This window comes from Pedobacter sp. AC379 (assembly GCF_979258145.1).
Genome location: NZ_OZ409839.1, coordinates 456,996 through 483,457 on the forward strand (window position 1 = coordinate 456,996; position 26,462 = coordinate 483,457).

Annotated in this window: 16 protein-coding genes; 10 read left to right on the top strand and 6 right to left on the bottom strand. The window is 36.5% G+C overall.

The window, feature by feature from the left end; genetic code table 11:
* Positions 1-74: 74 nt before the first annotated feature.
* From mnmG to ACZZZW_RS01995, 4 genes are all read right to left on the bottom strand, one after another.
* Positions 75-1,937, bottom strand: coding sequence for a tRNA uridine-5-carboxymethylaminomethyl(34) synthesis enzyme MnmG (gene mnmG, locus ACZZZW_RS01980; RefSeq protein ID WP_463492143.1), 1,863 nt, complete (start codon positions 1,935-1,937; stop codon positions 75-77).
* Positions 1,938-2,136: 199 nt separating this feature from the next.
* Positions 2,137-3,999, bottom strand: coding sequence for an ABC-F family ATP-binding cassette domain-containing protein (locus tag ACZZZW_RS01985; protein WP_463492144.1), 1,863 nt, complete (start codon positions 3,997-3,999; stop codon positions 2,137-2,139).
* A gap of 483 nt (positions 4,000-4,482) precedes the next feature.
* Positions 4,483-4,920 (bottom strand): rRNA maturation RNase YbeY, encoded by a 438-nt coding sequence (gene ybeY / locus ACZZZW_RS01990; protein ID WP_463492145.1) that lies wholly within the window; start codon positions 4,918-4,920, stop codon positions 4,483-4,485.
* Positions 4,921-5,107: 187 nt separating this feature from the next.
* Positions 5,108-8,425 (bottom strand): DUF4175 family protein, encoded by a 3,318-nt coding sequence (locus ACZZZW_RS01995; RefSeq protein WP_463492146.1) that lies wholly within the window; start codon positions 8,423-8,425, stop codon positions 5,108-5,110.
* A gap of 271 nt (positions 8,426-8,696) precedes the next feature.
* Between ACZZZW_RS01995 and ACZZZW_RS02000 the strand changes: the two genes are divergently transcribed.
* The 4 genes from ACZZZW_RS02000 to ACZZZW_RS02015 all read left to right on the top strand — a co-directional run bounded on the left by ACZZZW_RS02000 (position 8,697) and on the right by ACZZZW_RS02015 (position 16,446).
* Positions 8,697-10,202, top strand: coding sequence for a glycerophosphodiester phosphodiesterase family protein (locus ACZZZW_RS02000; protein ID WP_463492147.1), 1,506 nt, complete (start codon positions 8,697-8,699; stop codon positions 10,200-10,202).
* A 233-nt stretch (positions 10,203-10,435) separates the two neighbouring features.
* Positions 10,436-12,805 carry a phosphocholine-specific phospholipase C gene (locus tag ACZZZW_RS02005; RefSeq protein ID WP_463492148.1) on the top strand — a complete coding sequence of 790 codons (2,370 nt, stop codon included), beginning with the start codon at positions 10,436-10,438 and terminating at the stop codon, positions 12,803-12,805.
* Positions 12,806-12,862: 57 nt separating this feature from the next.
* Positions 12,863-15,784 carry a ligand-binding sensor domain-containing protein gene (locus tag ACZZZW_RS02010; RefSeq protein WP_463492149.1) on the top strand — a complete coding sequence of 974 codons (2,922 nt, stop codon included), beginning with the start codon at positions 12,863-12,865 and terminating at the stop codon, positions 15,782-15,784.
* A 35-nt stretch (positions 15,785-15,819) separates the two neighbouring features.
* Positions 15,820-16,446 (top strand): response regulator transcription factor, encoded by a 627-nt coding sequence (locus ACZZZW_RS02015; protein ID WP_463492150.1) that lies wholly within the window; start codon positions 15,820-15,822, stop codon positions 16,444-16,446.
* 629 nt (positions 16,447-17,075) lie between these two features.
* Here ACZZZW_RS02015 and ACZZZW_RS02020 read toward each other — a convergent pair.
* Positions 17,076-17,645 (bottom strand): DUF2911 domain-containing protein, encoded by a 570-nt coding sequence (locus tag ACZZZW_RS02020; RefSeq protein WP_463492151.1) that lies wholly within the window; start codon positions 17,643-17,645, stop codon positions 17,076-17,078.
* A 127-nt stretch (positions 17,646-17,772) separates the two neighbouring features.
* Complete coding sequence (locus tag ACZZZW_RS02025; protein ID WP_055914408.1) at positions 17,773-17,958, bottom strand: hypothetical protein; 186 nt, start codon at positions 17,956-17,958, stop codon at positions 17,773-17,775.
* Positions 17,959-18,273: 315 nt separating this feature from the next.
* Between ACZZZW_RS02025 and ACZZZW_RS02030 the strand changes: the two genes are divergently transcribed.
* The 6 genes from ACZZZW_RS02030 to ACZZZW_RS02055 all read left to right on the top strand — a co-directional run bounded on the left by ACZZZW_RS02030 (position 18,274) and on the right by ACZZZW_RS02055 (position 26,107).
* The gene (locus ACZZZW_RS02030; protein WP_055914413.1) at positions 18,274-18,900 is read left to right on the top strand and encodes a TetR/AcrR family transcriptional regulator; all 627 of its coding nucleotides are present in this window, start codon (positions 18,274-18,276) and stop codon (positions 18,898-18,900) included.
* Positions 18,897-20,216 carry a TolC family protein gene (locus ACZZZW_RS02035; protein ID WP_463492152.1) on the top strand — a complete coding sequence of 440 codons (1,320 nt, stop codon included), beginning with the start codon at positions 18,897-18,899 and terminating at the stop codon, positions 20,214-20,216. The genes ACZZZW_RS02030 and ACZZZW_RS02035 overlap by 4 nt, the downstream gene beginning before the upstream one ends.
* An 8-nt stretch (positions 20,217-20,224) precedes the next feature.
* Entirely contained in the window at positions 20,225-21,262 is a 1,038-nt protein-coding gene (locus tag ACZZZW_RS02040) for an HlyD family secretion protein (protein WP_055914420.1), read from the top strand.
* Between the two features lie 7 nt (positions 21,263-21,269).
* Positions 21,270-22,817 carry a DHA2 family efflux MFS transporter permease subunit gene (locus tag ACZZZW_RS02045; RefSeq protein WP_463492153.1) on the top strand — a complete coding sequence of 516 codons (1,548 nt, stop codon included), beginning with the start codon at positions 21,270-21,272 and terminating at the stop codon, positions 22,815-22,817.
* Between the two features lie 262 nt (positions 22,818-23,079).
* Entirely contained in the window at positions 23,080-25,665 is a 2,586-nt protein-coding gene (locus ACZZZW_RS02050) for a phosphoenolpyruvate carboxylase (RefSeq protein ID WP_055914426.1), read from the top strand.
* 133 nt (positions 25,666-25,798) lie between these two features.
* Positions 25,799-26,107, top strand: a complete 309-nt coding sequence (locus tag ACZZZW_RS02055) for a hypothetical protein (RefSeq protein WP_463492154.1) — start codon at positions 25,799-25,801, stop codon at positions 26,105-26,107.
* Positions 26,108-26,462 lie beyond the last annotated feature (355 nt).

Below are 26,462 nucleotides of genomic sequence, written 5' to 3' on the forward strand. Positions count from 1 at the left end.
TAAAAAATGTTTTTTTTGTCTTATATCGCTTTATTTAAAGCTTTGGTTGTTTTTATTAAAATACTGATAATCAACTACTTATTAATATATACCATTAAAACTGATATATCTGATGGTGATACCCCAGAAATTCGTGAAGCCTGACCTAAAGTGCGTGGTTTTATTTTAAATAATTTTTCACGCGCTTCTTTTGAAATAGAAACCAATTTATTATAATCAAAATCCGACTTAATTTCCTTGTCTTCCATTTTAAGCATTTTAGCTACAATCTCATTTTCTTTTTCGAAATAGCTTTCGTATTTGATTTTTATTTCCGCCTGCTCAATTGTTTCGTTATCTAAATCCTGGGTTGCTGCAGCAAGCGCTTTACTCACTTTAATCAAATCAGGTAAACCAACATGCGGTCTGCCTACCAAGCTATGGATTTTTACATTTTGATTCAACGGGCTTGATCCTAAACTTTCAAGCATCGGATTGGCATCAGCCATTTCTATACCTTGGTTTTTAGTAAATTTAACTAAAGCATCAGCTTTAGCAATTTTCTGATTTACGTTGTCTAATCGCTCATCAGAAATTAAACCCAATTCATGGCCAATAGGAGAGAGGCGGATATCAGCATTATCTTGTCGTAGCAATAAGCGGTGTTCGGCGCGTGAAGTAAACATGCGGTAAGGTTCTTCCGTTCCTTTGGTAACAAGATCGTCAATTAAAACACCAATATAACTATCTGATCGTTTCATAATCAGCTCATGTTTATCCGTAATTTTTTGATGCGCATTTATTCCTGCCATAAAACCTTGACAAGCCGCTTCTTCATAACCCGTTGTTCCGTTAATTTGCCCGGCTAAAAATAAATTGTTGATCAGTTTAGTTTCCAGTGTTAACGATAGCTGAGTAGGTGGGAAGAAATCATATTCAATAGCGTAGCCTGGTCTGAACATTTTTGCTTGCTCAAAACCCGGTATTAATCTTAACGCTTTAAATTGTACATCTTCAGGAAGTGAAGTTGAAAAACCATTTACATAAATTTCACAGGTATTCCATCCTTCAGGTTCAACAAAAATTTGGTGTCTGTCGCGTTCAGCAAAGCGGTTAATTTTATCTTCAATAGATGGGCAGTATCTTGGGCCTAAGCCTTTAATTCTACCCGTAAACATTGGCGACTTTTCAAAACCTTCTTTCAGTGTTTCATGTACATCTCCATTGGTATAAGTAATCCAGCAACACCGTTGATCAGTTGAAACCGTCGTGTCAGTATAAGAGAATTTGCCAGGATTTTCATCTCCCCATTGCTCTTCCATTTTAGAATAATCTAAACTTCTACCATCAACACGTGGGGGAGTACCTGTTTTCATTCTGCCTGCCTCCATACCCAATTGTACCAGTTGTTCAGTAATTCCTGTTGATGCTCTTTCAGCAGTTCTGCCTCCTCCAAATTTCTTTTCTCCAATGTGCATTACACCGTTTAAAAAAGTTCCATTGGTGAGAATAACAGCAGTACTTTCTATCTCTGTTCCTAACGATGTTTTAACACCATAAACGGTATTGTCTTTCACTAACAAACCAACAACACTATCCTGCCACATATCAACATTCGGAGTACGCTCCAAAGCCAACCTCCATTCTTCAGCAAAACGCATCCTGTCAATCTGAGCACGCGGACTCCACATTGCAGGTCCTTTAGATTTATTTAGCATTCTAAACTGTATGGTTGATTTATCGGATATAATACCTGAATAACCACCCATAGCATCAACCTCACGAACAATTTGTCCCTTTGCTACACCGCCCATGGCAGGGTTACAACTCATCTGGGCAATTGTACCCATATTCATTGTAATTAGTAAAACAGAAGATCCTAGATTGGCGGCGGCGGCGGCAGCTTCACAGCCTGCATGACCAGCACCAACAACAATCAAATCGTATTTTGCAAACATTTTTTTGTATATTTAATTGTTCCACGTGAAACAATTGTTTTAAGTCTTTATTTAATTATATAAAATAAGGCTATTTTTATATGAATTCATTCAATAGTGATAAATGAATACGCATGTCCTAGTCAAATTATTTATTTGGTGAAATAATATGTTCCACGTGAAACACCTACACTCAATTTACCTTTAAATTATATTTTTCTTATTCTGACAACTCAAGCCAACGCAGCGTTAACTCATCGAGTTTTGACTGAAGGATTTCTATCTCATTCGAAACCTCTTGAATTTTTACATAGTCAGCCGCATCGATTTTAGTTAGATTTTCGTTAAGCAAAGCAATTTTATTTTCTAAATCTGCAATACTTTTTTCGCTATCTTCTAATTCTTTTTGTTCTTTAAAACTCAACTTTTTTACTACTTTGGTAGGTGTAGCTTCAACAATAGGAGCAGTGGTTTTCTTGTTTTCTGGTTTAACTTTTGGTTGCTCCAAACTCAAACGGTACTCCGAATAATTGCCATTGTATATTTTAACTACTCCTTCGCCCTCCATAATAAATAGCTGATCGCTCATTTTATCGAGCAAGTACCTATCATGGGAAACCAACATTAAAATACCTGGAAAATTTTCTAAGAATTCCTCCAAAACATTTAAAGTATCAATATCTAAATCATTGGTAGGCTCATCCAAAATCAAAAAATTTGGATTCTGCATCAACACCTTCATCAGGTTCAAACGCTTCTTCTCTCCACCACTTAATTTCTCAACCATACCATGTTGTTTCTTTGGAGGAAAGAGAAAAAGCGTAAGTAGGGCAGAAGCAGTGATTACAGAACCATCTGCCATTTTAATATATTCAGCATCCGATTTCACAATATCGATTACCCTTTCTTTTGGATCGAATGTTAAGCCGCCTTGTTTGTAATAACCGAATACAGTAGTTTCACCAGTATCAACTTTTCCTGAATCTGTCGTAAGTTGGCTTGTTATAATGTTTAACAAAGTTGATTTTCCAGTTCCATTCTTTCCGGCTAAACCAATTCTGTCTCCTTTTTTGAAGGTGTAACTAAAATCATTTATAATAGCACTGCCATCAAATGCTTTTGATATGTTTTCTACTTCAATAATCTTCCCACCTTGCCTCGACATCTTCATTTGGAGGTTAATACTCTGATTATCAGTCTTTTTCTTTGATTTTTCTTCTAAATCGTAAAAAGCATTGATTCTGGCGTTAGATTTTGTTCCACGTGCCTGTGGCATGCGTCTCATCCACTCCAATTCCTTCTTTAATAGCTGTTGGTTTTTATGTAAAACCGTTGCGTCTAAAGCTTCTCTTTCACTTTTCTTTTCCAGGAAGTAGGCGTAGTTTCCGTTATAGTTAAATATTTTTCCTCTATCTAACTCTACGATGGTGTTGCAAACATTATCTAAAAAATAACGGTCGTGGGTAACCAATAGTATTGTTTTTTGCCCGGTGGTTAATAATTTTTCCAACCATTCAATGGTATCAATATCCAAATGGTTGGTTGGCTCATCAAGCACCAAGATTTCCGGATCTTCAATTAAAAGTTTAGCCAGGGCCAAACGTTTCTTTTGTCCGCCGGATAGGGTAGAAATTTTTTGTTGAAGATGGGTAATGCCCATTCTGTTTAGAATGGTTTTGATCTCATGCTCATATTCCCAGGCGTTATGCTCACTTAATTCTTCGTATAAACGATTAAGTGTTTTCTCATCCGGGTTGGGATCCTCAATTAATTCCTCATACTCTTTAATGAGCTGCTGTTGTTTATTTTCTAGAGAAAATATATGGTCACTGATTGAAAAACCCTCAGTAAACTGTGGTTCTTGATCGAGAAAACCAATTTTAACAGCTTTATTTTTAACAATTTTACCTTCAAGCGGAGGGAACCTTTCTGCTAATAGTTTCAAAAGTGTACTCTTACCTGCACCATTAATTCCCACCAACGCAACACGCTGACCGGAGTTAATACCTAAGGTTAAATTTTTAAATAGCCATTCGTCATGATAACCATGACCTAAGCCTTCTGCCGCAATTAGTGTGCTCAATTTTTTTGTATTTCGGTTTTATAAAGGAAAATTAGTGCAAAAGTAAGTATAAAATATTTGGAACGGCATAATCAAATTGTAAAGGGCTTCTGTATCAGTTAAAAATGGCAGAATATTGATGTTTTAGTTCATATATCATTAGTAAGCCAATCTATAAAAGAAAACAGCGGCTAGAATCGCTCCGCCGCTGCTTCAATCATTAACTAAAACTAAACTTTATCTTCGAGGATGATTGGATTGCAATCATCAATTTTAAATCTTGGTGTTATTTTTTGTTATAAGACTGCTGTAGCCAATAAATGTTGCACAAAATATTGCTTAATTATACCAGTAGGGGGTAATAGTCGACGAACAGCGTTAACTTTTAGACGAACGCCATTAAATAATTGAGATGGAAAGGTAGCAGGAGCTTTGCTAAAACAAGTTCAGCATTGTAGATAATACGGAAAATAGAATTATTAATTCTTGAAGAGTTTATAGAGATTAAACTAAGCCAATTTGTGCCCGATAGGCAAGATATTCATCTTCTTTCTCCGTCATTAGGGTTTTGGCGGTTTTTTCTTTGTCTTTATAGCCTAATAAATGTAGTGTTCCATGAATCATTATACGGCAAACCTCATCAAACTCTAATGTTTTAAAAGTTTTAGCATTCTCTTTGACCCGTTCAATGCTGATGAAAATATCGCTTACAATTAGTTTTTCGACATCAGAATTATCGAAAGTGATGATATCGGTGTAAGTATCATGATTTAAATACTGTTGGTTGATGCTTAAAAGATACTCGTCGCTACAGAAAATAAAGTTAAGTTCTTGTAGTTGATATCCTTCTTTTTCAATTGAAGCTTTTATCCATTTTTTTACTTTAAGTTTTTGAGGAAGATTATAGCTTACTGATTCAGTGAAGAAGGATATTGCTGGCATATAAGGGGGTATTTGCTGCAAATTTAAGAAATATTATAGTAGTTGTCGTCATCTCGACTGGAGTGCAACGGAATGGAGAGATCTTTAATTAAAAAGATTGTAGGCAAGGTTAAAAGATTTCTCGACTCCACTTTGTTCCGCTCGAAATGACGGGACGATTTACCTAACCCTATCGTAAATCCAAACATCATTGTACCATATTAAGTGATTTCAAATATTCGGCAATTTTGTTTTTATAGTAGTAATTTAAACTTGGAGGAAGTTTTTGCAACATATCATTACCATTTTGTTGCTGTTTTTTAAACTGATCGACCATTTTTTGGTAGGATGGCGGAAATTCCCTGGCTGCTTTACTTTCGCGTTTAGCATCTTCTTCCTGGTCGCGTTCTGCTTTTTCTGCTTCTAACAATTTGGTTAACAGTTCTTTTTGCCGGTTTAAAGTTTCTTGTTGTAAACGCTTGTTAACGAGATCACTTTCCGTCTGTTTCATTTCTTTAATCGCTTCATTAAGGTTGCCCATCTTTCCAGAACCATCCTTATTTTCTTCGCGGTTAATCTTTTCTAAAGCCTGGCGGATCATTTGCTGTTGCTGTGCCATTTTACCGAATTCCTGGCTCATTTGCCCTTTGCCAACAGTACCTTGGTTGCCTCCTTGTTTCTGCATCTGCTCACGGGCCTTTTGCATACTTTTATTCAGCTGGTCTTGCATCTGCGAAAGCTGTTTCATGCTTTGCTTTTGTTTCTTTCCACTACCACCTTTGCCATTTTTTTGCATATTCTGCAGTTGGCTCAGTGCTTCGCTCAACATTAAGGTGAGGTTGTTAACCGATGTCATAGTTAACTGCTGAAAACGGTTTGCCTCGGCAGTTCTTCTATCCCCTAAGCGCTCTAAACTTTTATCAAGGTTAAAATTGATTTTGTTCATTTCCTCATTTACAGTCGATTCTATTTGTGGTACACGTTTACTGAGGCTGTATAAACTATCGGCAATTGTTTTAAGGTTATCTTTAATGCTGCGCTGTTTTTGAACATTGCTGATATAAGAGGGGTCAGCTGCAGTCATTTTCTTTAAGGCAAGCATTACCTTTTCCTGATCGAAAGAAGTTGTTAATAAGTTCTCCAACAAGCGGCGCAACTCTTTGGCATTCAGGTTGTTTTCCATTTCCTCACCTTGCTGTTGCATATCGCTCATTTTTTTAGACAACTTTTCCATCTGCTCACCGGCTTTTTGCTGTTTCTGGCTGGCACCTTTTGAGTCTTTTTTGTCTAAAGCATCTTTGCTGTCTTGCTGCTCTTTTTGAATATCCTGAACATCTTTTTCTGGATTTTCGAATGGATTTGGTCTTTCCAGTGTTTTATTTTTTTCTTCAAGCTTTTTAAGGTCTTCCTTAAGGTCTTTCATCTCCTTGTTCAGTGCATCCTGTTTCTGCTTTAACGATTCACTATCCTGCTTTTTATCTTTAGTTTGCTCAGCGAGTTCCTTTTGCTCTTTAGCGAGTTCATTTAAGCGATCGATATCCGTTTGAAGGTTTTGTTCAAATTCTAACTGCTTGTAGAGTTCTAAAATCCTGTCGAGTTCATTTTTAAGGGTTTTGTTATCCAACTGCATCTTTGAAAGTTCATTTTGCGTTTGGTCCTTATTTTTTTCATTCATCAGGTTTTGCAGTTTCTGTAAAAGATCTTTGGTTTTTTCGTCCAAAACATTGTCGAATAGATCTTTTATCTGCTTTTGCTTTTCTAAAAGTTCCTCGTTTTGTTGCTGATCGTCCTGTTGCTGAATATTTTTTTCATTCTGTTCTTTAATTTCTTTTACAGCTTCATCAAGCTGCTTTTGCTTGTCTAATAAGGCTTCAATTTGCTTTTTATCTTCGAAAGAGATTTGTTTTTTATCAATCAGGCTTTCTGCTACTTTTTTACTTTCTTTTTCGATTGTATTTGCCAAACGGATAGCCGATTGCATTTTTTGCTTCAAAGCCTGGTTGCTGGCACTTACCTGTTCTGCAGTTTCCTTTTTTGTTGGCTGTTTAAACGTTTTAATTTCAGATCGGGTAACTTTAGCGCCGTTAACTGCATCATTGTCGGCCACTTCGAAATAATATTCAATTTCCTGACCCGGCTTGGTCATAGCGGTTTTTAAGTCCCAGAAATAGAAAAAAGAATTTTCTGTTGCATTGCTTTTAATGGCTATATTTTTGGTAACAGTGGCTACAATGTGCCTGTTCTCTTTAATATTGTATTTGAAACTTAAGCGGCTAAATCCATAATCATCGGTAACTTGTCCGTTAAAGTAAAGGGCTTTATTGCTTACTGAATCTGGTTTTTCTTCTACAGCAATTGCCGGAGATTGATCTTTTACCACAGTAATTTGGTGTGATAAGGAATCTCTGAGCGTAACATATTGGTTTTTAGGGGTAATGCTATATTTAGAATTGCTCCTAATGGTTGCATTAAAAGCAGATTCATTATCGGTTACTTTTAAGTTGTTTTCTTTCCCATTTAAAACAAACAAAAGGGCTGTACTTTGCCCTGTTTTAAAGTTCCAGGTAACTTTGGTGCCTTCAGGCAAGAGCATATCACCAACATTGGCAATCAATTCTTGTTTTTTGCCCAAATAAGCAGGATAAGTTAATGTTGCTGTGGCGTTTAACAGTTCAGGGCGGGGTTGTACCGTTATAGTAAATACAGAAGAACTGAAGCCTCCTCCTTTAAAAATCAGTTTTTTATCGGCTTGTATGTTCTTTATGCTGTAATTGAATTTACTAATGCTCTGTTTTAGGAGTTTATAAGTGTTTTTTCCATCTTCAACATAAACTTCGGATGGAAGCTCATCTCCTGATAATTTAAGGTTTAAACTTAAATCATCGCCTTGGGTAACGGTTAAACTTTTATTCAGAATTGCAAAAGTGAATGGCGCTTTTGGTGCAATGTATTCGTCGTATTTAAAAAAACTGTTTGTGCCTTCGCGTAAAATGGCTGGTGCAATAATAGCGATGAGCAAAATGATTGATAGCGGAACAAAAAGATATTTTAAGTATTTCCTGTTATCATTAATGCTTACTGCGGTATAAAATGGAACAGGTTTGAGTTCGAGTATTTTTTGATCAATACTAGCAATGATCAGGTGATTGTTATTGGGTTGGTTTTCGGATAAACGATGAAGCTGTAAGGTGTTGAGTAATTTATCCTTAATATCGGAAAAGTGATTTCCGATGATAACCGATGCTTCGTCAAAAGTGAGGTGTTTGCCCAGCTTTAACATTGCAAGCAAAGGTTTAACAATTAAAAAACCTACAAGCAAAATACCGGTGATGAGATAAGCAAAAAAGATAAAGGTTTTAAAACCAGCAGTTGGATTGAGGTAATAAAGTGCTAAAAAAACAATGAGATACAAGGCTAAAAGAATGGCTGCAGCGTAAATACTACCACGCAAAATTTTATTCAGGTAAAATTTGCGGATAAACTCATCTATCTTTCTAAGTAATTCACTATAGTTATTGCTCACCATATCACTGTAAATGTAAAAATAGTTCTAATCAATTGAAAGAAACCATAGTAAGGTAACGCGTTTATTTCATAATGTTTATCATTCACTATCAATTTACAAATAATTGGATATTGACTTGTGATAATTTACATTTTCAGTATAGTCTTTCTGCGTATAACTAAGTTAATTTAAAAACCATTATCTTGTTTTTATTAATACAAAGGTTACATAGATTTTAAACGAGTATTCTGATAAAAATCTACTTTTGATTTTTTGTATAATCATGTTAAATATGAAACGAGTACTTATTTCTACACTGATGTTGTTCATTTTTACTGCTTCTTTCGCCCAAAAGTTTAATTGGAACAAAAACCAGGTAATTGCCCACCGCGGTGCGTGGAAGAAAAATAATTTCCCACAAAACTCCATTGCTTCTTTAAAAGAAGCCGTAAAACTTGGTTGCTATGGGTCAGAATTCGATGTATGGATGACGGCTGATGGGGTTTTGGTGATTAATCATGATCCTGAATTTCAGGGTTTAACGATTGAGAAAGTAAAATATGCGGATTTGTTGACTAAAACCATGACGAATGGTGAAAAAATACCAACGTTAGAAGCCTATTTACTGGAAGGAAAAAAACAGAAAAAAACGAAGCTCATTTTAGAAATCAAACCCTCTTTAATTAGCAAAGAACGTGGTATTGAAGTTACGAATAAGTGTATCGAAATGGTTCAGAAACTGAAAGTAGTAGAATGGACAGAGTACATTAGTTTTGACTACGATTATTGTAAACGCGTTTTGGAGCTGCTGCCAAATGCAAAAGTTGCATATTTAAGGGGTGAGATCAGTGCAGAACAAATGAAAGCCGATAAATTAACGGGTGTTGATTACCATTACAGCATATACCAAAAAGATGGATGGATTGAAAATGCCCACAAATTGGGCTTAACGGTGAACGCCTGGACGGTGAATACTGTTCCTGAAATTCAGTGGCTTTTAGCACACCAGGTTGATTACATTACCACCAATGAGCCTGAATTAACTTTCGAAGAGCTCAAAAAGACTCCTTTAGCAGCAGGCTGGAAGCTGAAATGGGCTGATGAGTTCGATAATGCAGGATTACCTTTAGCTAAAAACTGGAGTTACGATGTTGGCGGAAAAGGCTGGGGAAATAACGAACTCCAATATTACACCGATGCCGATACGGCGAATGCAGTGGTTAAAAAAGGCAATCTGAACATCACCGCAATAAAAGCCGACAAAGAAAATAACCATTATACCTCGGCCAGGCTCGTAACCAAAAATAAATTTGATTTTAAATATGGCAGGGTAGAAGTTCGGGCCATGCTACCAAAGGGCAGGGGCTTATGGCCTGCAATATGGGCATTGCCGACTGATTGGAAATATGGCGACTGGCCAAAAAGCGGCGAAATTGATATTATGGAGCATGTGGGTTACGAACCGGATAGTGTGCACGGAACGGTACATACCGAAAAATTTAACCATGTAATTAAAACCCAGGTTGGTAAGGCGTTAAAAGTAGAAAATCCATATACCCAATACCATATATATGCCATAGAATGGTTTGCAGATCGCATTGATTTTTTTATTGATGATCAAAAATACCTCAGCTTTAAAAATACCAAAAAAGGTTCTGGCGACTGGCCGTTCGATCAAAATTTCCATGTAATTTTAAATGTAGCTGTAGGCGGCGGTTGGGGCGGAAAAAAAGGGGTAGATGATGCTATTTTTCCTGCAACAATGAAGGTTGATTATGTGAGGGTTTTTCAAAAATAATTTTGTTGTATAGTTCACCGCAATTGGATGTTATAAAGGTTAATTGTTTCATTAATTAACTGAAATAGAACAAATTAAATGTTTTTTGCAGTGATTTATTGTTGGGCATATTGCCTGATGGTTTTATACTAAGCAATTTGCAACTAATTTGAAAATAATTAACACCAACTGAAAATTGCTTATTGCCAACTGAAAAATTTAACTTGCGTTATCTAAGCTATATTGTATAATTTATGGATTCACGGAGAGAGTTTCTAAAAAAGGCGGCCTTATTTGCCGGAGCCACGGGCATGGCCAATACATTGCCCAGTTCGGTACTAAAAGCCATGTCTATTAACCCTGAACCGGGCAGTACCTTTTACGATGCAGAACACATTGTTTTTTTGATGCAGGAAAACAGGTCGTTCGATCACATGTTTGGTAAAATGAAAGGCGTACGCGGCTTTAATGATCCACACCCACACATTCAGCCTGATGGCAGCAAAGTTTGGCTACAAAAAGATGGTCAGGGTTATACCTATGCACCTTTTCATGTAGACATTAACAAAACAAAAATTACCTGGCAAGGTGGTTTGCCACATTCGTGGAACGATCAGGTGGCTGCACGTAATGGCGGTCGTTATGATAAATGGTTGCCTGTAAAATCACCGATGACTTTGGCTTATTATGATCGGAATGACATTCCCTTTTATTATGCCATGGCTGATGCCTTTACCATTTGTGATCAGCATTTTTGTTCGTCGCTTACCGGAACAACGCCGAACAGACTGTTCTTTTTTACAGGAACGATCCGTGGAGAAAAGAGTGCTAACCGCATTGCTGTAGTAAATAACGACCAGGCAGAATCGCAAAATAATGTATTTGTAGATTGGCCAACCTTTCAGGAAACACTGGAAGATAATGGCATTGATTGGCGAATTTACCAAAATGAACTCTGGACATCAAAACTCCCTGAGGGCGAAATAGATGATTGGTTGGGTAATTATGGTGATAATCCTGTAGAATACATTAGCCGGCATAATGTTAAATTATCGGCTTATTTTAGAAAAAATGGCGATAATACCGTTAAACCGGCCTTAACTGCTAAAGAAGTTCAGGAGAAATACGATAAACTATCTCAAAAAGAGAAAAACTTAATAGATAAAGCCTTTACAACAAATATATCTGAAAAGGATTACCTTGATCTTGAACCATTTACTTTTAAAAATGATCAGGGCCAGTCTGAAACAGTAAACATTCCGAAAGGCGATATTTTTCATCAATTCAGAAAAGATGTGGACAGTGGAAAGCTACCTGCAGTTTCCTGGTTGGTTGCGCCTCAGCGTTTTTCTGATCATACCAGCTCGCCATTATACGGAACCTGGTATGTAAGCGAGGCTTTGGATATTTTAACCAAGAACCCTGAAGTTTGGAAAAAAACAATTTTCGTTTTAACCTATGATGAAAATGATGGTTATTTTGATCATCAACCCCCGTTTGTAGTTCCAAATCCAGATGATCCCGCCAGCGGAAAAGTATCTAATGGAATAAACTATGCTACCGATTTTGAAGCAAAAAAAGGAAGTCCTATAGGCCTGGGTTACCGGGTTCCACTGGTAATAGCTTCGCCCTGGAGCAAAGGAGGTTTTGTAAACTCGCAGGTTTTTGATCATACCTCATCATTAATGTTTGTAGAGAAATGGCTCGCTAAAAAAACAGGAAAGGCAATTAAAAGCAATAATATCAGCGATTGGAGAAGAAACATTTGCGGTGATTTAACTTCTGTTTTCAGGCCTTATAATGGAGAAGAAATTAAATCTCCTGAGCCATTAAAAAGGGATGCCGTAGTAACCAATATCGGTAATGCAAAAAATAAACCGGCACAGGTTGGTCCAACTGCTTTGAATAAAACAGAAGTAGCAAAAATTAATAAGTTTGAAGCCTTTTCTTCTGAAACATCAGCGCATGCACCTAAACAAGAAAGTGGAACCAAAAATGCCTGCGCACTGCCTTACCATTTAATGGTTGATGCCAATGTGGTAAACAACGAAATCGAACTGACTTTTCAATCAGCAAAAACATTGTTTGGTAGTGAAACAGAAACGGTTGGTGCACCTTTCAATATGAATACCATCGGTAAATTTAAAGGCGTTGTGGGTAAAACCTGGGCCTATGCAGTTAAAGCAGGCGATGTGTTAAAAGACAACATCAATATAGAAGATTTTGACAGCGAAGCTTATGAGCTGTTTATCAATGGGCCAAATGGCTTTTACAGATCTTTCTCAGGCAATAAAAAGAACCCTTTAATTGTGGTTAAGGCATATCCGGAGCAGATTGGCCTGGTTACAAAAAAACTTAGCGGAAGCTTAATTTTTTCAATAGAAAACAAAGGTACAGCAGTAATTACGTTGCAAATAGGAGATAATAAGTATAAATCAGGGATAAAAACAGTGAGCATTAAACCTAAAGGCACCAATAAAGTTGCTTTTAACCTGGCTAAAAATGCCAACTGGTACGATTTCAGCATCGTGCAACCAGGTAATAGCATTTTTAAACAACGTTATGCCGGTAAAATAGAAACAGGAGAAATTACCCAAACCGATCCGTATATGGGCAATGCATAAAATATCCCCCAAAACGGGGGATAGCTTTTGAACGTAATTATCCTTATTTTGTATTACATGTACAGTAAACTGTCTATAATCAAGATAAATCTCCTAATTTCTTTACTGTTATTATTAAGCCTAAAGCTATTTGCTCAAAGCTATAATTTTACCAATTACAACCTGAAAGATGGCCTGCCACAATCTCAGGTGATGGTAATTTATCAGGCAAAAGATAGAACACTTTGGCTCGGTACTTACGGGGGTGTAAGTAATTTTGATGGCAAGGTATTTACTTCATACAGCAAGGCCGATGGATTATCATCCAACTCCATTAACGCTATCCTGGAAGATAACCTTAACCAGGTTTATTTTGGTACGGAAGCTGGAATCAACATCTTAAAAAAAGGAAAAATAAGCACCTTATTTTCTGGTAAACCAGTTAGCCATTTACTTAAAGATAAACAGGGTATAATTTGGGGAATAACCGAGCGGAAACTTTTTAAAGTAGAAAAGGGAAGGCTTATTTATTATTCCATAGGGGATAAAAGCATTAACACCATTAACACAGACCAATCTGGAAACCTTTATGCTTCGGTTACAGACAAAGGCATTTATCAACTTCAAAACGGCAAATGGATCATTTATCAGAAATTGCCGCAACAACTGAGTGCATTATCAGTTTCGAAGATTTTATTCGATAGAAAAGTTAAAAATAAAATTTATCTGCTAACGTACCGGAGTGGAGTACATGTATTGGAAAGAGGGGTTACGAAATTATTTTTTAAAAATCCTCATATTGATACCTATTATTCTTTAGAGCAGGATGATAAGGGCAATATTTGGGTTGGCTCTGAAAAAGGGGCTTACCTGATCCGGAATAATGGCTTGGTTACAAATTTTAATGGTGAAAACGGACTTAGTGACAACCAGGTTAATGAAATTTTTAAAGATGCAGAAAATAACATCTGGATTTCCTGTTTCAGTGATGGAATTTATAAGTATGAAGGAGATGCCTTTATTCATTACAATAAATTTAAAGGCAAAAATGTTGGCTATCCGATAAGTGGAATTGCAGCCGATAAAAAAGGAAACCTTTGGTTCGGTACCTACAATAAAGGTATTTTTAAGTACGATGGAAAAGACCTGACCGTTATTGACAATCCTCTTTTTAAGGATAAAAAAATATTTTTTGTATTTGCAGATAAGGCAAAAAACATTTGGATTTCTACCTATGGGAATGGCGTTTGGAAGTATGACGGACAAAAATTTTCTCAAATATTAAAAGCTGAAAGATATGATAACAGTGCTATTGCGGAGGATAACGAAGGGGGAATATGGATCAATGGGTTAAAATCATCAACCTATTTAAAAGATGGAAAAGTTGAGAGAATAACAGGCTTTGATGAGTATTCATCCTGTATTTTTCCATTCCCGCTAAACAAAGATAGTGTGTTGCTGGGCACTTCGAATGGCATTACCCTGATCAGAAATAGAAAAGTAGATACAACATTCCATCTTAAACCGCTCAACAAAATACATATTCTAAGTATCATCAAACATGGTGATAATCTGGTTTTTGCAACCCTTGGTGATGGTATTATAACGTGGAACCTCAAAACAAAAGCTTTTAAACGTTATGTGGTGGCCGATGGCTTAAATTCTAACGACATTTATAGCCTTGCAACTGATCATAAAAATAATTTATGGGCAGGAACCGGACGTGGAATAAACAAACTAACGTTTGATAAAACACAGCAGCGTTATGAAGTTTTCAGAGATCATCCTTTAATTGTAGAGTGTAATCAAAATGCGATTATTAACTATAAAAACAGCATTTTGGTGGGTACCATAAGTGGGTTGATACAGTGTAAAATAGTGGCACCTAATGAGAATAAAAACAGTCCGTTTATTCATATTCAACAGGTTATTGTTTACCATAAAAGCGACCGCTCTAAAGATTTTTCTATAGACATCAATAATCAAAAAAACAGTTTTTATAAATTAGATTATAGCCAAAACCACATTGCAATAAGTTTTAAAGGTGTTTACCTTACCAATCCTGAAAGTGTACTTTATCGGTACAAACTGGTTGGGATAGATAATGATTTTAGTAAACCAGTACCCAATACCGAGATCGAATATTCTGCTGTACGGCCGGGAAGCTATACTTTCCAGGTTTATGCCATTGCAAATGGACAGCAATCTAACATCGGGCAGTTTAGCTTTATTATTGTACCACCATATTACGATACCATATTATTTAAAATCGTGGCTTTTCTGGTATTGATCTTTTTAATCTGGCTGATTTTTTATCTCATTTTTAAAACCAGGGAAAGAAAGAAATATCAATTTGAAAAAGTTAAGCTCAAAGAACAGGAAAAGATCAGAAAGCAGACGGCGGAGGATTTTCATGATGATATAGGCAACAAATTAACGCGGATTAATGTGTTATCGGAGATTTTAGACAAAAAAGTTAATGAAACGGAGAAAGAGCAGAAAGAACTGATTAGGCTTATTAGAGAAAATGCAGGTTTGCTGTATACCGGAACGAAAGATATTCTATGGGCCCTGGATCCGCAGAGCGATAATCTTTTTGAAATTTTAATGCACATCAAAAATTTTGGGATAGATCTATTCCATAATACAGGCATTGATTTTAAGATGGAGGGTGTACTTGTTAAATATCAAAAGCTACATCTATCAATGGAGTTTAACAGAAACCTAACGCTGATTTTTAAGGAAATGCTGAATAATGTACTTAAACATGCCAAAGCAACACAGGTTCTGATAATGGTTATTGAAACGGATTATAATACCATTAACATTTTAACCACGGATGATGGGGCGGGTTTCGACCTTGAATCGGTAGAACGGGGAAGGGGACTAAATAACATTCAAACCCGATGTAAGCGCATAAAATCTACCTTCCAGATTTCTTCTATTACAGGGAAAGGAACCGCCATTACAATTTCGACAAAAATTCCTGTTACAAAATAGCCTAAAATCCGTCTTAACCTAAAACCAATATCACAATGAGCCAAAATATACGAATCGTTTTAATTGAAGATGATGATATTTTAAGAATGGGTTACGAATCGCTGTTAAATGATGTAGCAGGTTTTGTTGTTGTAAATGCTTACGCATCGTACGATTTGTCTAAAAAACACCTCGATGCAGATTGTCCGGATGTGATTTTATTGGATATCCAAATGCCTGGAACCAATGGACTGCAAGCCTTGCCTTTTATTAAAAAAGCTCTGCCACAGGCAAATATCATCATTTTAACTGTTTTCGATTCACCGGAGTTGGTTTTCGAAGCTTTAACCCTGGGAGCTGGGGGCTATCTCACCAAAAACTCGAGTGCAGCAAAAATTATAGATGCAATTAAAGAAGTAAGTACAGGTGGCGGAGCAATGAGTACCAATGTGGCCAGAATTGTAATGCGATCTTTTCAAAAAAACCTTAATTCGCCCTTAACCAAAAGAGAAACGGAGATATTGGATAGGATTGCAAACGGGCAAACGAAATCTCAAATTGCTACCGATCTTTTTATTGATCAGGAAACAGTGAGAAGCCATGTAAAAAATATTTATATCAAACTGGATGTAAATTCTAAATCAGAAGCTATAAAAACAGCAAAAGAAAAGTGGTTTATCTAACCTGTAGCAATGCCTTGCTAAAAAATAATGCTAAAATCACCCTTTTTGGGTGATTCTCTGAGTTCAATTTCAGGTTAATTTTACAGCATACAACTAATTGAAGTAATGGGCAAGTTTGCAAGATTCTTTTATGTGCACGTTAAGCAATTAAATGATGCAGATGCACCGGGCAAAATAACTTTTGCAATGCACAGGTTATCCATTACGTGAAATGATGGGCCTGGTAGGTTTCGGTGCCCCAGTCCATCATCAGGTTATTTAAGCAACATTTAACACTTCACCATTATAGGAAAGGTAGGTTAAATTAAAATATAAATAGTGATTTTTGCATATTTTCTATATCAGGATGAAACTAATTTTGAAGCTCTTGCAGGACAATTTGTAGAAGTTTTTTCCTGTTTAGGTTAATAATGATTAAAAAAGCAAACTGCCAGGATTGGAGTTTGCTTTTTTGCGTTATTATTTCTTTTTTCTTATTTAATCACATTCCGCTTTAACCGACTTATAGCTGCAGTTGGTTTTTCAGCGATCGATTATGATGGCGAAGCCAAGAAACTGACCTCAAATGCCTGAAAAAATAAAAGTCCTGGCTTTTAGGCCGGGACTCTAGATTTTAATTTTTTTTTATCTTAAAAAATGATTGGCAGTTCAACCTGGGTTTTATCCCAACCAATAATCAACTTAGCGCCATCAGTACTTGGGGTAAAGGTTAAAGAAAAATACTCGATTGGCTTGATTAAGGTTTTAACCGGAACATTTACGCGAACAATATCTTTTGATTGATCGTAAGTAAATGCGCCCCACTTATCCGTTTCACTATTTACAATTATAGTCCAGGTATCTTTATTCGGAATGGCGAATAAGCTATAATTACCTGCTTTAATTTTTTTTCCACCGATGGTTACTTTTTTGTAGAAACGCACTTCGGTACTTTCGTTGGCGCCGAAACGCCATACATTGCCATACTGTTCTAAAACACCGAAAATATCACGTCCTTTTTTCTGTGGCCGCGAATAAACAATTTTTATAACCGGCTTTGCTAAATCTCCAGCCTTTGCTTTAGGTGCATTAAGCGGGAAATAAACAATATCTGCCGGACTTGGATCTGCAGCAGGAAATTTTACATCAGCAGTAGTGGCTTGCTGAGCCTTTGCGCTGAAACAAAAAAGAGCGAAAACAACAATGAAGATATTTTTCATTTGTAAATTTTTGTTTTCTGTGGCAATGGAGTAATTATGTTTCTACACCAATGGGTAAAATCACAAATTCTCATTTGCTATGAAATTATTTTTTATCCTAAAATGGGATGTAAACGGTAAAAATAAACTAGTATTTTCTGCCTTTTACGATAGCATTTAAAAATAAGCCTGCAGTTAACAAACCTAAAACACCACCTAATAAAGCGAAAATATAATTTTGCGTAATTACTGCTCCGGTAAAAACTCCGAAGAATAAGCCTAAAGCATAATATAACCAGTTGAAATTATTGCTGCTGTTCTCTTGTACACTCATGTTTTTGTTATTTGGAGGCAAAGTTAATATTTATTTTAAATTTTAATTTGTCATTCTCCTCAATATTCCAATTTATTATCAATTCCGGCCAATATAAATGTGCATTTGTTAATTGTAGTCAGATGCACATTCTATTATCATAAATATAAATCTGAGTATTATTTTCAAAATCTTCAACCATAGTTGATCTTATTTTCATTCTCAGGTTAATTATTTCACTTAAAATTAGGGTTTTATCAAGATAATGTAAAAGAAGTGTGTTTACATTTGGAAATTAATCAAACGATTGATTAATTTTGTGGCGTCAAAAAAGAAATGAAAACAGAAAAAGTAGATAAAAGACAGGCCATACTCGACGCAGCTGAAAAGCTGTTTTGCGAAACTGGGTACGAGGGAACTTCTACCCGCCAGATTGCCAAAGAATCTGGAGCGAACATGGCGATGATAAATTATTATTTCGGTTCAAAAGAAGGGGTTTTTGTAGAGATTATGAACGAGCGTATTGCAGGTTTCGCATCTCAGTTAAAAATCATCAATGAAGATAAGATTTCAGCATTAGAAAAACTGCACAGAGTTATAGAGGGTTATGTAAACAGGATACTGAATAACACTGCTTTTCATAAAATGATGCATCGCGAACTTTCTTTAACCCAAAGGCCCGAAATGTATGATAAGATTAAAGATGCAATGAGTCATAACATGCAGCTTATAGACCGCATTATTACGGATGGAATTGAAGATGGTAGTTTTAACAAAGTTGATGTAAGGATGGTAATTGCGACCATTATGGGTACGATAACCAATATTGTTATTGCTCCCCATAAAGTAATATCTTGCTCAAACTTCGACCTCAACAATCCGAAAGATAAAAAAATTATTAAAGACAGGGCAATAGCTCACTTACAAGATCTAACAACAGTTTATTTAACAACAAAAAAATGATACCCAAATCAATTAGATTAATGCTTGCGGCATCATTAATTCCTGCTGCTTTATTTGCACAGAGTACGAAGGAATTAAATATCAACCAGGCAATAGAACTTGGCATAGCCAATAGTAAAAACTTAAAACTTTCTCAAAACAAAATCGATCAGGCTGTTGCCCAGTTAGAAGTTGTTAAAGACAATGTGTTGCCAACAGCAAACGCAAGCTTTTTATACAACCACGCTGAAATTCCTACCACAACCTTCACTTTACCCGGCGGAGGCTCATCTTTACAGTTGCCTAAAAGAGCCGATGCTTTTGTTGGTACTGCAGCAGTACAAGAGTTGGTGTATGGAGGTGGTAAATTAAAATATGCAAAAGAATCAACCAAACTTTTGGCTGATGTTGCACGTTTAGATGCCGAAAAAAGTAAAGAAGAAATCACTTATGCAGTAATCAGTACCTATTACGCTTTATACAAGGTATCGCAAAGCAGAAAAGTGGTTGATCAGAATTTAGAGTCTATCGCAGCACAGATTAAACAGGCGCAACGTTTTTTCGAACAAGGTATAGTTACCAAAAATGATGTATTGCGTTTCCAGCTGCAGCAAGCTAATGTTACATTAACGCAAATGGATATCGAAAGCAACCGCAAAGTAATCAATTACAACCTCGATATTCTTTTAGGTTTGCCTGAAGATACAGAAGTTAAAATTACCGATCCTACTTTAGGCTTAAAAGGCGCTAATTCTTTAAATGAATATATCGGTATGGCAATGGCTAACCGCCAGGAGCTGAAACAACTTGACGTGCAAAACAAAGTTGCCGATTTTAACATTAAAACCATTAAAGCAAATACATTACCAACCGTTGGTATTGGCGCAAACTTATATTACATAAATCCAAGTGGTAACTTTATACCACCAGCAAACCAATATTTAATGCCGATTACCTTAGGTGCAACGGTATCCTGGAATATCGGTAGCCTGTGGACCAATAAAAATAAAGTAAGCGAAGCTAAAATTCAGCAAAACGAAATTACCATTCAGAAAGATATTTTATCAGATCAGGTAAAAACAGATATCAATAAAAACTTTCAAGGTTACCAGGTAGCGATGAATAAAATCCAGGTATTGGAAACCTCTATTGCACAGGCAACAGAAAACGATAAATTATTGGCCTCTAAATACAAAAACAATGTAGCTTCTGTAACCGACCGTATCGACGCAGAAACCTTACTATACCAGGCAAAAATAAATTTAGAAATAGCTAAGGCAGATGCAGGTTTGGCTTACTATACACTATTAAAATCAACAGGAAAAATAACGCAATAAATACAGCAATGACAACTGAAAAGAAAAAAAAGAACATAGTAGTACCCATCATTTTAGGTGTTTTACTAGTAATAGGTGTAATTTTCGGAATTACAGAATGGAATTATTATAGCAAACACGTAGATACGGATGATGCTCAGATTGATGGTGATATCAGTCCTGTTGTTGCGCGTGTTGGTGGTTATGTAAAGGATATTAATTTTGAAGAAAATACGCATGTAACTGAAGGTCAGGTTTTAGTTAAGCTTGATGATAATGATTATAAAGTTAAATTAGAGCAGGCACAATCTGGCCAAAAAGGAGCCAGTGCAGGTGTTGGAGTAGCGCAATCGCAAATTATCGCAACCCAGGCAAATACCAGTACTGCAAAAGCAAATGTAGCTGCGGCAAGGGTTAAATTAAACCTGGCCAATAAAGATTATGACCGTTATGCAAACCTTGTAAAAGACGGATCAATTACCCAACAAGCTTTCGATCAGGCTAAAGCCTCAAAAGAATCTGCACAGGCAGCTTACCAGGCAGCAACCGATCAATACAATGCTGCGGTTAAACAGGTTGGTACTACACAATCGCAATTGGCTGTAAGCAGCAATGTTATTAGCCAACGCCAGAGTGATATTGATTTTGCTAAACTTCAGTTATCATATACTGATATTAAAGCGCCAGCAACAGGTATTGTTTCTAAAAAGAATGTTCAAAAAGGACAATTGGTTCAGGCAGGTCAATCTTTATTCTCTATCGTTAACGACGGAAGCATTTATGTAACTGCAAACTTTAAAGAAACGCAATTGGAAAAAATCAGAGAAGGTTCTAAAGTAGAAATTGAAGTTGATGCCTATCCAGACGATAAAATTCAGGGCGAAGTGTATAATTTCTCTCCAATTACTGGCGCAAAAGGATCTTTACTACCTCCTGATAATGCCACTGGTAACTTTGTTAAGGTTGTACAACGTATACCAGTGAAAATCAAAATTCATCCATCAAAAGAGCTGTTGGCCAAATTACGTCCAGGAATGAGCGTTAAAGCATCAGTATCTACTAAATAATTTCAAAATGGCCGAAGTAGGTTTAAAAAAGTGGATCATTACATTTACGGTAATCACAGCTTCATTATTGGAGCTGATTGATACAACAATCGTAAACGTAGCAATCCCTCAAATACAGGGAAACCTGGGCGCAACCCTGGAGGATGTGGCCTGGTTATCCACTGGATACGCCGTTGCGAATGTAATTATCCTGCCTATGTCGGGGTGGTTGGGCAGTCGTTTTGGGCGGAAAAATTATTTCTTAACCTCTATTATCGTTTTCACCTTAGTTTCTTTTTTATGTGGAAACGCCACTTCATTGAATGAACTTATTTTATTTAGGATTATTCAGGGCTTGGCCGGGGGTGGATTAATATCAACAGCACAAGCTATTTTAATTGAAACATGGCCACGTGAAGATGTGGGGATTGCAACAGCCTTATTTGGTTTAGGTGCGGTTGTAGGACCAACCGTAGGACCAACAATTGGAGGTTATATTTTAGAAATAGCAGATTGGCCATGGATTTTCTATGTAAATATTCCCGTCGGGATACTCGCCGCATACTGTACCATCACCTTTATTCGAGAGACGCCCAAGGATGGGCAAGGAAAACCTGTTGATTGGTGGGGGATTGGTTTACTGGCTGTGGCGGTTGGAAGTTTACAAACCTTATTGGAAAAAGGCGAAAGCGAAGATTGGTTTTCTACACCTTACATTATCGCATTAGCAGTAGCCTCTATATTTGGTTTGTTATTGTTTATCTGGCGCGAAACCAGCACAGCGTACCCAATTGTTAATCTTCGGATTATGAAAAAGCGAAGTTTCTCAATCGGGATGTTTACCTCTTTTATATTAGGTTTCGGATTGTACGGCTCGGTATTCGTTTTCCCTGTTTTTGCGCAAAACCTTTTAGGCTTTACGCCTTTACAAACCGGAAAGCTTTTTATTGCAGGTGGTATTTGTACCATTTCAATGATGCCTTTTATCGGTATCATGCTTAAAAAAGGTGTTCCGGCGCAGTTTATGGCTACAGGAGGAATGTTTTTATTCTTCGTTTTCTGTTGGATGCTGAGTAAATCAACACTTGCATCAGGAACCGGCGATTTCTTCTGGCCTTTAGTAATTAGAGGTTTCGGTATGGCCTTATTATTTGTGCCGTTAACAACCCTGGCCATGCAAGACTTATCAGGTCCGGAAATTGGACAAGGCTCCGGATTAAATAATATGAGCAGGCAGTTGGGCGGTTCTTTCGGTATCGCAGCATTAACAACACTGATTCACATTCGTTCGGGTTTCCACAGAAATAATCTGCTTACCAACATAAACGACTACAATCCAACTTTTACCGCTAAATTAAATGGCTTAGTGCATAATTTTATGGCCAAAGGTTCATCATTAATGGATGCGAAATTAATGGCAATGAAAGCGATTGAAGGTTCGGTAATTAAACAAACCATGTTGCTCACTTATAACGATGCATATTGGGTTGCCGGATTGATCATGTTGTTCTCAATACCTTTGCTATATCTTCAAAAATTTAAGAAGAATGCAAACATTGTGACAGATGCACACTAAAATTTGCAAAGAAATTGCCTAAATATTGGCAAAAAACAAAAACAGCCGGTGTATTTTATTACATCGGCTGTTTTAACCCAAAAAATTAACAATCAATGCAATGCCCTTAAACATTGCAAATGTTCTTACTTAACCACATAGTGACCAAATAAGATTCTAAAATTAAAATTTATTCTACAATTATCCAAATTGTAAGCCTTAGAATTTTAATACCTTATGCATTTTTTGTAGTATTACGGTATACAAAACTATCGCATAAGCTATGCCCAAACTTCGTTTAACTACGCAACGAGAATCTATTTTTAATAATGAGGTCATCTCAAAATTCGAACTATTTAACAGTTTATTTCTCACCTTACCTTTTTATAAAATAAAAGATACCGGAACATTGCTTCCGCTATTCTTTAAAAGCTGTGAAGAAGGTATTGCAAATGGGGAAAAACCCGCACAGGTTATCGAAGAGTTTTTTGCTAAGTATACAAGTTATACCGATCGTAAAGACATTGTTGACCTGCTTTTTCGCTTTATCCAATATATAGAGCGCCAAGTGGTGCTTTTTGATGCCGTAGAAGATGCTTCTTTTACCAAACTCAATACTACTGATGAGCAAAGTACCTTAGCCTTTATTTTAAAGAAAAATGCAGATAACAAACCTGTTTTAGCTAAAATTGAGAAACTGATTGATGAACTTTCGCTTCGCCTGGTTTTAACCGCCCACCCAACGCAGTTTTATCCCGGGAGCGTATTGGCTATTATAACCGATTTAACCAAAGCCATCAGAGATAACGACCTTACCTCGATGAATTCGCTTTTACAGCAATTGGGTAAAACACCATTTTTTAATAAAAAATCGCCAACCCCAGTTGATGAAGCATTAAACCTTGCCTGGTTTTTAGAAAATACTTTTTATTTCGCTGCGGCAAATATCCAGGAAGAAATTGATCAGAATCTGGATGAATATAACCTTGAAACCAAAAAAATTCTTGAGCTGGGTTTCTGGCCAGGAGGTGATCGTGACGGGAATCCTAATATTCATGCAGATACTACTCTGGAAGTATCTAAAATGCTGCGTCAAATCCTGTTCCGTTGTTACTACCGCGATTTCAGGGTGATTAAACGCCGCATCACTTTTAGGGGTGTGGAGGAAAATATTGCAAAATTACACGATGTACTTTATCAGAATGCTTTTGATCAAACCTGCGAATTACATGATATTTCTGATGAGTTAAGAGATAACCTGAATAAAATTAAAGAAACGCTTTTGGCCGAGCATGAAGGCCTGTTTGTTGATCTGGTTAATGATTTGATCCGCAAAATAGATTTATATGGCAATTACTTCGCTTCTTTGGATATCCGCCAGGATAGCCGCGTGTTAAGAAGTGTTCATGCTTACTGTCGCCAAAATAAACCCATTTCTTCATTATATCCTGCAGATTACGATAATCTTTCTGAAGAAGAAAAATTAAACCTTATTTCTTTTAAAGAAGCAACCGTAGTTTACGCTACAGAACCTGATGCGTTAACAAAAGATACCATCGAGGTAATTAAAGAAATTAAAGGTATTCAAAGGCGTAATGGCGAAAAAGCCTGTCACCGTTTCATTATCAGCAATTGCCAGCAGGCTAGTGATATTTTGCAGTTAATTGAGCTTTTCCTTTGGAATGGCTGGAGTAAAGAATCGTTAACAATTGATTTTGTACCACTTTTTGAAACCGTTAATGATTTAAAAGGTGCTGCAGCAATTATGGATAAGCTTTATAGCAACCCATTTTACAAAGCACATTTGGCCAGCCGTGGAAACAAGCAGGACATTATGCTTGGTTATTCTGACAGTACCAAAGATGGCGGTTATTTAATGGCCAACTGGTCTATTTTTAATGGTAAAACATCATTGTCAGCGGTTTCTGCTAAACACAATATTCAATTGGCATTTTTTGATGGCCGCGGAGGGCCGCCTGCCCGTGGAGGAGGTAAAACTCACCGTTTTTATGCTTCGATGGGTAAGGAAATTGCCAATAAGAACATGCAGCTAACTGTTCAGGGGCAAACCATCAGTTCTCAATACGGATCTGTAGAAAGTGCTGAATTTAATATTGAGCAATTGATAAACGCCGGATTAACATCAGGCCTGAAAGAAAAACATAATATTCTTTTAGATCCTGAAAATAAAACCCTGCTTGATGAAATGGCCGAAGAAAGTTATAAGGCTTTTGTCGACCTCCGTGAGCATCCATTATTTGTAAGTTATTTAGAGAAATTGTCTCCTTTAAAACTATTATCGCAAGCTAATATCAGCAGCCGTCCGGTAAAAAGAAATGGCGGAGGCGAAATGAAACTTGAAGATTTAAGGGCCATTAGTTTTGTTACCGCCTGGAGTATGCTAAAACAGAATGTACCCGGTTTTTATGGAATGGGAACGGCCCTGAAAAGCCAGGAAAATGCAGGCAATTGGGATAAAGTAGTTAAAGTTTACCAGGATTCTGATTACTTGAAAACCATTGTAGATAACTGTATGATGAGTATGAGTAAATCAGACTTCACAATAACAGCACATTTGGCGGCAGATGAAGAGTTTGGTGCTTTTTGGACTCAATTACACAACGAATTCAAATTAGCGAAGGAGATGCTTTTAAAACTATCCGGACAGCCAACTTTAATGGCGAATTATCCTGTAGATAAAAAATCGATTGCTACACGCGAAAAAATTATTTTGCCATTGGTATTGATTCAGCATTTTGCTTTAGAAAAACTACAGCATGATCAAAACGAGAAAGACCAGCATGCTTTAGAAAAACTTGCGGTAAGAACGGTTTTCGGTATTGTAAATGCGGGACGAAATTTGGCTTAAAGTTTCATTTGTACCTCGCAGGTTTTTAAAACCTGCGAGATATAAAAATATTGTTCAAAGGTCTGTATCCGTAAAGGCCTTTTTTATTTTCTTTTGTTATTCGCTATATTTAAAAAGATAACAATCTGTAAATATGAAACTAAAAACAAAATTTATAATAGCATCGGTTTTACTCACCGTTATTATGGTAGATATGATTTGGTGGTTCCGGGCAACGGATAGTGATAATTCATTTGAAGTTATCAAACAGAATTACCTTTCAGTATTTCCTGGTTTTTTACAAAATCCTTTATTACTAACCGGTATCGCAATTGTATTTTTGGTTATTTCAGGAATATTTTTTGTTCAAACCAGAAAAGGAAATTTACTTAAAATAGTGTCCACAGTTGGCTTTTGCTTAAGTTTTACGCTGGCTTTCTGGCAGTTATTTTCTTTAATGTAAGGTTAAGTACCAAGGCCCGTGTCCCCACAAAAGAGTCTGCACGTAGTAGCACATGTTGAAGTTAAACTCTTAAGAAATTTCTAAGCTTTCGGAATCAAAATATTTTTAATAATCACATTTATGCTCATTGCATTGGGTTTTATTTCGTTCAGAATTACAAAACCCAGCCGTCTAAACCTGATTGGACGGATGCCGATTTAATTATCTGTTTTTATTTACTTGTGTTATGCTTGCTTCACAGGTTTTCTATCGGCGGGAGGGAAACCAGCCCTTGCTTTCCAAAAAAACAAGAATTGATAATAGCATAAAAGATTGCTTCATAGTTCCTCCTAGCAATGAAGAAAAAAATCCCTCG

What these genes read in the sequence shown, in the direction of transcription:
- ybeY (WP_463492145.1), bottom strand. Translation starts at nt 4,920, where the DNA reads ATGCCAGCAATATCCTTCTTCACTGAATCAGTAAGCTATAATCTTCCT.
- mnmG (WP_463492143.1), bottom strand. Translation starts at nt 1,937, where the DNA reads ATGTTTGCAAAATACGATTTGATTGTTGTTGGTGCTGGTCATGCAGGC.
- ACZZZW_RS02020 (WP_463492151.1), bottom strand. Translation starts at nt 17,645, where the DNA reads ATGAAAAATATCTTCATTGTTGTTTTCGCTCTTTTTTGTTTCAGCGCA.
- ACZZZW_RS02000 (WP_463492147.1), top strand. Translation starts at nt 8,697, where the DNA reads ATGAAACGAGTACTTATTTCTACACTGATGTTGTTCATTTTTACTGCT.
- ACZZZW_RS02010 (WP_463492149.1), top strand. Translation starts at nt 12,863, where the DNA reads ATGTACAGTAAACTGTCTATAATCAAGATAAATCTCCTAATTTCTTTA.
- ACZZZW_RS02005 (WP_463492148.1), top strand. Translation starts at nt 10,436, where the DNA reads ATGGATTCACGGAGAGAGTTTCTAAAAAAGGCGGCCTTATTTGCCGGA.
- ACZZZW_RS02050 (WP_055914426.1), top strand. Translation starts at nt 23,080, where the DNA reads ATGCCCAAACTTCGTTTAACTACGCAACGAGAATCTATTTTTAATAAT.
- ACZZZW_RS01995 (WP_463492146.1), bottom strand. Translation starts at nt 8,425, where the DNA reads ATGGTGAGCAATAACTATAGTGAATTACTTAGAAAGATAGATGAGTTT.
- ACZZZW_RS02015 (WP_463492150.1), top strand. Translation starts at nt 15,820, where the DNA reads ATGAGCCAAAATATACGAATCGTTTTAATTGAAGATGATGATATTTTA.
- ACZZZW_RS02040 (WP_055914420.1), top strand. Translation starts at nt 20,225, where the DNA reads ATGACAACTGAAAAGAAAAAAAAGAACATAGTAGTACCCATCATTTTA.
- ACZZZW_RS02030 (WP_055914413.1), top strand. Translation starts at nt 18,274, where the DNA reads ATGAAAACAGAAAAAGTAGATAAAAGACAGGCCATACTCGACGCAGCT.
- ACZZZW_RS02035 (WP_463492152.1), top strand. Translation starts at nt 18,897, where the DNA reads ATGATACCCAAATCAATTAGATTAATGCTTGCGGCATCATTAATTCCT.
- ACZZZW_RS02045 (WP_463492153.1), top strand. Translation starts at nt 21,270, where the DNA reads ATGGCCGAAGTAGGTTTAAAAAAGTGGATCATTACATTTACGGTAATC.
- ACZZZW_RS02025 (WP_055914408.1), bottom strand. Translation starts at nt 17,958, where the DNA reads ATGAGTGTACAAGAGAACAGCAGCAATAATTTCAACTGGTTATATTAT.
- ACZZZW_RS02055 (WP_463492154.1), top strand. Translation starts at nt 25,799, where the DNA reads ATGAAACTAAAAACAAAATTTATAATAGCATCGGTTTTACTCACCGTT.